The organism is Collimonas sp. (assembly GCF_039923675.1).
GTDB lineage: Bacteria > Pseudomonadota > Gammaproteobacteria > Burkholderiales > Burkholderiaceae_D > Collimonas.
On sequence record NZ_JBDTCG010000021.1, the window covers coordinates 1 to 9,798 of the forward strand.

Consider the following 9,798-nt stretch of genomic DNA (forward strand, 5'->3'; position numbering starts at 1 on the left):
CGGCAAGAATTTGTGCGGGAAACCATATCGCACAGTTGCTATGGCCAGAAACCTTTCAACCGACGTTTTTCGATGGAATTTTCGGAGGTTACCGTCCCTTAAATTTGGATACTTCATGTTGTTGTTATTCCTTCTAGAAAATGAAAAAGCCAGTTCCCAGTTAGAAACAGGCTTTTCATTATTATCTGATCGACTTAAGTTCGCATAATTTGTATTATGTAAAATTTTAATTTAATTTAATAAACAAACACTTACATCGATCAGCGCACGTATTCTCTAACGGATATTGCCTGTATGCCATTTGATTATCCAGTCCCGGTGCAGCGTTGCGCTTGAGAGCGCAGAAGCTGTTCCGAAGTTGATCGAATGTGAGGTGATGCATGAGCGCCGTAAAGCGCGCTCGCTTATCCTTTCTTGCTACTTCACGCACACCCAGCAATCCGATCGACGCGGTTTCCCGGCTCTGCGTCCGGCCCGCGGCAGCTTGCTCGATGTTCCTCTTGGTCGACGGCCTTCCCTCCACACCCTCCGCCGCATGCGCATTGTTCGGGTGCTTCTGCAGTACTATGCCGTCGTCCGACTTCCTGCCAACGTACCGGTCGGACTTCCCGCCAGAGGCGTTCCCCGACCGTTCCAACTGATGATCCCCGTTGGAGGCTGGCAGGATCTCCCAGGTCCCGCGCATGGAGCTTCGATGCGTGCTCGGGGTCTCAGACCGCGCGGAGTCGAGCGATGGCTCGCGGCTAACGCCATCATTCATATTGCCTTCCGTTTCCATTAAAACGTCAGCACTCCGGAAATGTCCGTTTCGCGGCTCAATACCCTGCCCACATCCTCCCCTGTCAACGCTTCACGTTGCCACTTACGTGACACCGCGCATGACTCGGGGCCAGATTGGTTCGCTAGACCTTGTCTGTATGAGACTTGCACTCACTACTCCTATGCCAGTTAGCCTGGCGCACAATGGAATGGACGCCTGGTGGCGCCGGTTGATGCCGACGGACGAGTAATCCCGCGCCGCTCAGCGGCCTATTTTCATGACGGCAATGCAGACGCCGTCGTTTCCTGCCTGCCCGGCTGCGCCGACGAACAACATCCGGCGCGCTATCCTGCCGTTACCGTGGCCGAACATCTGGAGGGCAAGCTGACCGGCTCGCGTGGACTGAAACTCAATGCCGACGCCGTACGCGAAGCGGCGCGCCTGGCGGGAACCGAGCCTTCATAGCTGCAACAACCATGATCGATCCTCCGCTAGAAGCGCAAGCGTGCGAATCGGAAACCTCTCGCTCGGGCGTCAGGCATCCGGATGAAAACTGCGCCCGAGCGACATCGGCTGATTCAGCAAGATGGTTTTAGGATCGCGGCAGATGATCACCAGCACCACTACAGTCGCGGCGTAAGGCAGCATCGACAGCAACTCTGACGGCACGCCAAGTCCGAAACCCTGGGCGTACAACTGCAGCACCGTTACGCCGCCGAACAGGTAAGCGCCGCATACCACGCGCAGCGGTTTCCAGGTGCCAAACACCACCAGCGCCAATGCGATCCAGCCCTTGCCTGCGGTCATGCCCTCCACCCACATCGGAGTCTGCACGATCGACAGGTAAGCACCGGCGACACCGGCCGTGGCACCGCCGAACATGACCGCCAGATAACGGATCAGAATCACCGGATGGCCGATGGCGTGCGCCACCGTCGGCGACTCGCCTACCGCGCGCATTTTCAAGCCGGTATGGCTTTTGCTCAGGAACCAGTACACCGCCAGCAACAGCACCAGCGACAGATAGACCATGACGTCATAGTGAAACAGCAGCTTGCCAAGTAGGGGCAATTGCGACAGCAACGGAATCTCGACGCCTTGCAAGCCTTGAATCGGGGTGCCGGCCAGGCTGTGTCCGACGAAGGCTGACAGGCCGATCCCGAACAATGTCAGGGCCAGCCCGGTCGCCACCTGGTTGGCCTGCATACTGAGCGTCAGAAAGGCAAAGATCAGCGACATGGCGACTCCGGCTGCCGCCGCAGCGACGAAGCCGAGCGTCGCACTGCCTGTCGCCAGAGCGGCGGCGAAACCGGCCACGGCGCCGACCAGCATCATGCCCTCGATGCCGAGGTTGAGCACGCCGGCCTTTTCGACCACCGTTTCACCGAGTGCGGCGTAGATCAACGGCGTGGCTGCGACCACGGTGCTGGTAATGATAGGAAGGACGGGACTGGCGGGATTCATGCGGCCTCCTCGACGATGGCAACAGGAGCGGACTGGCGAGCCACACTGACGTTTTTCAGCCTGAAGGTGATAAACAGATCTGCCGCCAGCAGGTAAAACAGCAGCAGGCCTTGAAACAGGCCGGTAATGGCCGATGGCAGCGCCATCTGCATCTGCGCCGATTCGCCGCCCAGATACAACAGCGACATCAGCAGCGAGCCGAACACGATGCCGACCGGATGCAGACGCCCGATCCAGGCGACGATGATGGCGGCGAAGCCGTAACCAGGCGATATCTGCGCCTGCAACTGGCCGATCGGGCCGGCCACTTCGCATAGCCCCGCCACGCCGGCGCTGGAGCCACTGATCAGCAACGCGATCCAGACGTTGCGCTTGTTGGAGAAACCGGCATAGGCAGCCGCCGCAGGCGCCAGGCCGGCAACCTGCATGCGATAACCGGCGTAGGTCGTGGAGGAAAACAGCCAGGAAGCCAGCGCCAGCAGCAAGCCCAGAACGAAGCCCCAGTTGGTGCGCGTGCCTTCGATCAGAATCGGTATCAGATGCGCGTCGATGAAGGTTTTCGATTGCGGAAAATTGAAACCTTGCGGGTCACGCCATGGGCCATGCACCAGATACGACAGCAGCAATTGGGCGATATACACCAGCATCAGCGTCACCAGAATCTCGCTGGTATTGAAACGATTGCGCAGATAGGCCGGGACCGCCGCCCAGGCCATGCCGCCCAGCGCGCCGGCGACCAGCATCAGCGGCAGGCCCCAGGCCGCGCCGCTGTCGCCCAGCCACAGCGCCACGCCGCCGCCGGCAATCGCGCCCATGGTCAGTTGGCCCTCGGCGCCGATGTTCCAGACATTCGAACGAAAACCCAGCGCCAGTCCAAGTGCGCACAGCAACAGCGGTGTGGCTTTGAGCAGCAGCTCGCCGAAGCCGTACATGGTTTGCAGCGGCTTGATGAAAAATACGTAAAACGCCTGTTCCGGATTCTTGCCGAGCATAGTAAAAATGACGATACCCGTCAGCAGCATCGCCACTGCCGCAAACAACGGCGAGGCAATCCGCATGACGGGCGACGGGGCCGGACGGCGTTCAAGTTTGAGCAAGGTGAGTCTCCTGTTTGATAGATGTAGAGTGATGAGCGGGATCGCCGCCGGCAGGTTCTGCATCTGCATCCGCGGACGGCAGTGCATCGAAATTTCCGCTCATCCAGTTGCCGATCTGCTCGATGCTGGTGTCGGCCAGTCGCACCGCCGGCGACAAGCGGCCGTCGGCCAGCACACAGATGCGATCGCTGATGGTGAATAACTCATCGAGCTCTTCCGAGATCACCAGCAACGCCACGCCCTGCTTGCGTAAATCGATCAGCGCCTGCCGGATCAACTGCGCCGCGCCGACGTCTACGCCCCAGGTCGGCTGCGCCACGATCATCATTTGTGGATTGAGCATGGTTTCGCGGCCGACGATGAATTTCTGCAGGTTTCCTCCCGACAGGCTGGACGCCGCAGACTGCTCGCCGCCGCATTTGACGCCGAAGCGGCTGATCACGTCTTTGGCAAACTGCCGTATCGCGGCATGCCGCATCACCCCTTTACTGACCATGCCGTGGCGGGCGCCGGTCAGCAAGGCGTTCTGGGCCAGGCTCATGGCCGGCACTGCGCCGCGCCCGAGCCGCTCTTCCGGCACAAAGGTCAGGCCGAGCTGCCGTCGCTGGGCCGGATTCAATTGGCCGGCCGGCTGCCCCATGAGTTCGATCATCGGGCCGTGCGAGCTCAAGCTTTCTCCCGACAGGGCAGCCAGCAATTCTTTCTGGCCGTTGCCCGAGACACCTGCGATGCCAAGGATTTCACCGCTTTTCACGGCCAGGCTGACGGCCTTCAACGTGGTCCCGAACGGGTCGATAGTGGCCAGCGATAAATTATCCAATGACAGCCGCACCTCGCCGGTTGCCTGCGGCTCCAGGTGGCACTCAGCCAGTTCGCCGCCTATCATCATGCGCGCCAGGCTATTGTTGGTCTCGTTCCTGGGAATGGCCGATCCGCTTACCCGCCCACCGCGCAGCACGGTAGCGCTGTCGCACAAGGCGCGGATCTCGTCTAGCTTGTGGCTGATGTAAAGAATGCTGCAACCTTCTGCGGCCAGCTGGCGCAAGGTCGCGAACAAGGTTTGCACCGCCTGCGGCGTCAGCACCGAGGTCGGCTCGTCCATGATCAGCAGCTTTGGCTGCTGCAACAGACAGCGCACGATTTCCACGCGCTGACGCTCCCCTACCGACATGCTGTGTATCAAGCGCTGTGGATCGATCGGCAACCCGTACTTTTCCGACACCTCGATAATCCGTGCAGCTAGCAGCGGTTTTGCCATCTGCACATCCAATGCCAGCGCAATATTTTCGGCGACGGTCAGTGTCTCGAACAAGGAAAAATGCTGGAACACCATGCCGATTCCCATGCGCCGCGCCTGCGCCGGGCTGGCGATGGTTTGGTAACGGCCCTCCCACAGGATGGTGCCCTCATCCGGTTTGGTGACGCCGTAGACGATTTTCATGAGCGTGCTTTTGCCGGCGCCGTTCTCGCCCAGCAAAGCATGAATCTCGCCGTGCCGGACGCTCAGGCTGATGCCGTCATTGGCGACCACGCTCGGATAACGCTTGCTGATGCCGGTCAGAACCAGGCGAGGCGGCAGGTCTGAAGAAACTGGAGGGAGATCCATCGCAGAGCCCGTTTAAAAAGAATGAGTAACAAGAATGAGTAACGGGAAACTGCAATTGTCGTGCCAGAGTTGAAATTGCACGGAAGACCGCCAAAGGAAATCCCCACCCCCCTCTCGTCAGGCAAGTGCGTGCCTCACGAATCTTCGCCCGGCGGCGGCTTGTGCATCATTGTGGCGATATTTTTGTCGACAAAAAATAATGAATTGCGATACATGACTTTCTCTAAAGGTCTGAATATTTATAAAAAATATATCGCCATATTTCCCGTGTCCGCACCAAAACATCGCATCACGATCCGGTTTGACGCAAGCAGGCACTGATTTGCGCCATTACTAAGCTAATCGAGCTCGGCCGCCCTGTCTTTTTTCCTGGCATAACAATTGCTGACAGGTGAATCCGTAATTGTCGACAATATTTTTGATAATTTCAAAAAAGCGATTGGCGAAACACGGCAAGCCAACCTTAATCGGATAAAAAAACGGGGTTTTAATTTTTGGTTCATTCACTTTCTTGGGGAAAAGCATCATGGCAAAGCAGGCAGCAATACAAATGAGTAAACTCGCAGTTCACGTGCTGACGGCGGCAGCCGCGCTGACTGCCGTTCAGCAGGCCGGCGCCGCGGAATGGAGCGATACCTCGATCGGCTATCGCTATGGCACTCAGTTTGCCGAGCCGTTCGTCGGCCAGGGCATCACGAAGAACATCTTGAACCTGACTCATGCCAGCGGCTACAAATACGGCACGAATTTTTTCAACGTCGACTTGCTGCAATCCGATAGCAAGGACAGCAATGCGCAGGAAGCCTACATTGTTTATCGCAACACGCTAGATCTTGGCAAAGTTTCTGGAAAAGACCTGTCTTTTGGTCCGGTTCGCGGCCTTGGCGTGACTGCCGGCTTCGACTGGAACACCAAGAACGATATTGGTTATGCATCGAAAAAACGCATGCTTGTGCTAGGGCCGACCTTGATGATGGATGTGCCAGGTTTTCTGAATATCAGCTTGCTGTTGCTGCAGGAAAGTAACCAGCCGGTCGGCGTCACCAGCCGCTACACTTACGACCTGCACCCTATGCTCAATGCGGCATGGGGCATTCCTATCGGCTCCACTGGCTTTGCATTCGAAGGTTATATGGACTACATCGCCGCCAAGGGAAAGAACGAGTTCGGCGGCGGCACTGCGCCGGAATTGAATATCGACGCCCAAGTGATGTACGACCTTGGCACACCTCTGGGCCTCGGCAAAAACACGCTGCGAGCCGGTCTTGAGTATCAATACTGGCGTAATAAGTTCGGCAATCCACACGACGTCCGCGGCTCGCTCGCCAAAACACCGATGGTACGCGTCGAGTACCACTTCTAAAAGTATCTTTATCCAGTTTCTCGCATCTCTACTGACGGGAAATTTTTGCCACCTGTTTCTGCCATATAAAGGAGTTCTTCATGTTTCGAGTGCGATCTACAGTAGCAGCCATTGCGGCTGGCGCCAGCCTGATGCTAGGCATTCTCCCCGCAACGCATGCTGCCGAGCCGTTGAAGGTGGCCTTTGTTTATCTGGGACCGATCGGCGATGGCGGCTGGACCTACCAGCATGATCAGGGCCGGCTTGCAATCGAGAAGGAATTCGGCAGCAAGATCAAAACCACCTACGTTGAAAATGTGCCGGAAACAGCCGACGCCGAACGCGTGATCCGGCAACTAGCGGCCGACGGCAACCAGTTGATCTTCACCACTTCGTTCGGCTATATGGATCCGACCATCAAGGTCGCCAAATCCTTCCCCAAAGTCCATTTCGTGCATGCGACCGGCTACAAGACTGCAGCCAATGCTGGCACCTACCAGACGCGTTTCTATGAAGGCGCCTACTTGCTGGGCATCGTTGCCGGCAAAATGACCAAGTCCAACACCCTTGGCTTCGTCGGCTCATTCCCGGTGCCGGAAGTCGTGCGCAACATCAACGCTTACACGCTAGGCGCACAGAGCGTCAATCCCAAGATCAAGACCAAGGTAGTCTGGGTCAACACTTGGTACGATCCGGGTAAGGAACGCCAGGCTGCCGAAACGCTGGTAGCGCAAGGGGCTGACATGCTTGCGCAAAATACCGATTCGCCGGCCGTGGTCCAGGTCGCTCAGGAAAAAGGCGTGCATGCATTCGGCTGGGATACCGACATGGCCAAATACGGCCCCAAGGCGCACCTGACCGCCAACACCGAAAACTGGGGCGTGTACTACAGCCGGGAAGTCAAACGCGAGCTGGCGGGAACCTGGAAGCCTGAACAGACACTGTGGGGGATTAAAGAAAACCTGGTGGTTCTGTCAGCGTTGAATCCGTCGGTGCCGGCTGATGTGGCCAAGCTTTTCAACGAAAAGAAACAGGCCATCGTCGATGGCAAGCTGAATCCTTTTGCCGGTCCGCTCAAGGACAATACTGGCGCAACCAAGGTCCCCGCAGGCTCAGCATTACCGATGGGAGAACTGCAGGGCATCAACTGGCTAGTCGACGGTGTGGAAGGCTCACTGCCAAAGTAAATAAACGGTCGATGTCGACAGCATGTTCTTTGCTCGCATTACGCGTGAAGAGCATGCGTTCGACAATTGAGGATACGCAGATTTAAGCCATTTTTACATCGGTCGATGCCTATCTGCAAATAGGCATATGATGCGCTATTCGGTGAAATAGCTTTCATGAAATTGTCAACAATTTTTATTGACCTCAATATGCCGTTCGATGCCTCGCAATGAATAAATCGACAAAGACCCCTCATTTGTCTCTCGCACCGCAGACTGCAACACGCGATCACTCGGTGACGCTGGAAGAACGCATTTATCAAGACATTTACGACGCCATCATGGAGCATCGCTTGCCGCCACGGACTAAGCTCACAGAGCAGGTCTTATGCCAAATCTACGAGACCGCCCGCCATACCGTGCGCAAGGTTTTGTCGCGCCTGGCGGCAGAGGGCCTAGTAGATCTGGAGGCGAATCGCGGCGCCTTCATCGCCAGCCCCTCCACTACCGAAGTCAGAGACATGTTTGAGTTGCGGAACATTCTCGAACGCGCAGTTCTCGATAAAATCGGACTGGTTGCCAAGTCGCGTCAACTGGCGAGCCTGCGCAAGATGGTTGCAGAAGAGCGCCAATCCTTTCTGAGTGGCGACCGGCCACGCTGGATCCGGTTGTCGGCGCAATTCCATCTTGCTTTGGCAGAGCTCGCCGGCAATCTCCTGCTGGTTGAAAACTTGCGCAAACTGGTCTCACGCACCACACTCATGATCGCCAAAACAGAAACGCAGGGGCACAATATCTGTTCATTCGATGAACATGACACGGTATTGACTGCGTTGGAAAACGGCGACATCGAGGAAGCGCAAAAGCGTATGGCGCATCACTTACATCAGTGCGAGGATCGCGTGCTTCCCGATGCTCCTGGCAATTTCGATTTGCGCGACGTGCTGGGTAAAAACGGCTAATCCATAGTTGTCGACCGCCAAATGAATCTTGCTGATGTTGCCAGCTCGACTTTTCCCAATACCGAACTGATTCTGCGCAAGCATGCAAAAGACGCGAAGCCGGAGGCGCTGGAGAAGATCGACAAAATTCTCACCACACGGCTGCCTGAAAAAAATATCCTTGACATCCTGGTGGAGTCGGAGGGTTGGCTGGACCTCCATAAGCAGTTTGGTCCGCTGTCCGGATTCGACTCCAAGGTCGACGACCCTCGCAAACGCTTTATCACCACGCTGTTCTGCTACGGCTGTAATCTCGGCGCCACGCAAACCGCACGGTCGGTCAAGGACCTGAGCCGCAAACAGGTAGCTTGGCTCAATCTGCATCACATCACCGAGGAGCGGCTGGAAAAGGCCATTGTCCAGGTTATCAACGCTTACAACAAATTTCTGCTGCCGAAATACTGGGGCTCGGGGAAGAGCGCGTCGGCTGACGGGACCAAATGGAATATGTACGAGCAAAACCTACTCTCCGAGTATCACATCCGCTACGGCGGCTACGGCGGTATCCATTAAGGCCGGCAAGATCACACCATCAACGATCCTGCGCCGCCTAGGCACGGCGAGCAGGAAGAACAAGCTGTATTTCGCATTCCGCGAGTTGGGGCGGGTCGTGCGGACCGAATTCCTTCTCAAATATATCAGGGATGTGGAACTGCGTAAAACGATCCAGGCGGCGACCAACAAGAGCGAGGAGTTCAATCAGTTCATCAAGTGGCTGTTCTTTGGCAACCAAGGCATCATCGCGGAAAACGTGCGTCACGAGCAGCGCAAAGTGGTGAAATACAATCAGCTGGTGGCTAACTTGACCATTCTTCACAACGTCGAGGCGATGACTGGTGTGCTGAAGGAAATGCAGGGGGAGGGGCTGCCAATTGATGAAAAGATTCTGGCCGGCCTCGCGCCGTACCGAACCGAGCATATCAACCGGTACGGCGTTTACACGCTTGATTTGGAGAGAGCGCTGCCGCCGATGAACTATAAAACAAGAATTCTTCAATAAATCAGACGGTTACAGCGCAATTTGGGTATTTTTACACGAATCCCGGCCGACCCTCGTTACCGCGTAAGCCCCACGCCTTCAGCACCTTTAAGCGCCGCGCTGCCCGGCGTTTTCACCAATAAGCCGTGTACCTGCCATATCGATTTAATGTGCCACACGTACACGGCAACAATTGCCACCAACTCAGCCGCATATACAAAAATATTGTTAAACGTCAATATCTTTGCGTAATCTGACCCATGTCGTTATACACAAGTCAGCCAAGTCCCTCGCGCAGTGCGCGTAGCGTCTGCGCTGCTGTAATGACCTGATCCAGACCGCGCCAGATCGTTTTCGCCCCTGGTTCTCCATCGCTCTTGCGG

7 protein-coding genes and 1 pseudogene are annotated in these 9,798 nt (G+C 56.5%); 5 read left to right on the forward strand and 3 right to left on the reverse strand.

Features of this window, described 5'->3' with window-relative positions; translation table 11 throughout:
- Positions 1-979 precede the first annotated feature (979 nt).
- A complete protein-coding gene (locus ABI171_RS05930; protein WP_348099235.1) occupies positions 980-1,225 on the forward strand; it encodes a hypothetical protein in 246 nt (81 codons plus the stop codon).
- A 69-nt stretch (positions 1,226-1,294) separates the two neighbouring features.
- Here ABI171_RS05930 and ABI171_RS05935 read toward each other — a convergent pair whose 3' ends face one another.
- The 3 genes from ABI171_RS05935 to ABI171_RS05945 are packed head-to-tail and all read right to left on the reverse strand — an operon-like array spanning position 1,295 to position 4,927.
- Positions 1,295-2,224 carry an ABC transporter permease gene (locus ABI171_RS05935; RefSeq protein WP_348099236.1) on the reverse strand — a complete coding sequence of 310 codons (930 nt, stop codon included), beginning with the start codon at positions 2,222-2,224 and terminating at the stop codon, positions 1,295-1,297.
- Entirely contained in the window at positions 2,221-3,282 is a 1,062-nt protein-coding gene (locus ABI171_RS05940; RefSeq protein ID WP_348099241.1) for an ABC transporter permease, read from the reverse strand. The genes ABI171_RS05935 and ABI171_RS05940 overlap by 4 nt, the downstream gene beginning before the upstream one ends.
- A gap of 25 nt (positions 3,283-3,307) precedes the next feature.
- On the reverse strand, positions 3,308-4,927 hold the full coding sequence (locus tag ABI171_RS05945; RefSeq protein WP_348099237.1) for an ABC transporter ATP-binding protein: 1,620 nt from the start codon (positions 4,925-4,927) through the stop codon (positions 3,308-3,310).
- A gap of 550 nt (positions 4,928-5,477) precedes the next feature.
- On the opposite strand from ABI171_RS05945, the gene ABI171_RS05950 reads away from it, so the two are divergent.
- The 4 genes and pseudogenes from ABI171_RS05950 to ABI171_RS05965 all read left to right on the forward strand — a co-directional run.
- Positions 5,478-6,290 carry an outer envelope protein gene (locus ABI171_RS05950; protein ID WP_348099238.1) on the forward strand — a complete coding sequence of 271 codons (813 nt, stop codon included), beginning with the start codon at positions 5,478-5,480 and terminating at the stop codon, positions 6,288-6,290.
- An 80-nt stretch (positions 6,291-6,370) separates the two neighbouring features.
- Entirely contained in the window at positions 6,371-7,456 is a 1,086-nt protein-coding gene (locus tag ABI171_RS05955; RefSeq protein WP_348099239.1) for a BMP family ABC transporter substrate-binding protein, read from the forward strand.
- Between the two features lie 209 nt (positions 7,457-7,665).
- The gene (locus ABI171_RS05960) at positions 7,666-8,397 is read left to right on the forward strand and encodes a GntR family transcriptional regulator (protein WP_348099240.1); all 732 of its coding nucleotides are present in this window, start codon (positions 7,666-7,668) and stop codon (positions 8,395-8,397) included.
- 102 nt (positions 8,398-8,499) lie between these two features.
- Positions 8,500-9,436: pseudogene (locus tag ABI171_RS05965) on the forward strand (Tn3 family transposase); the annotation flags it as partial.
- Positions 9,437-9,798 lie beyond the last annotated feature (362 nt).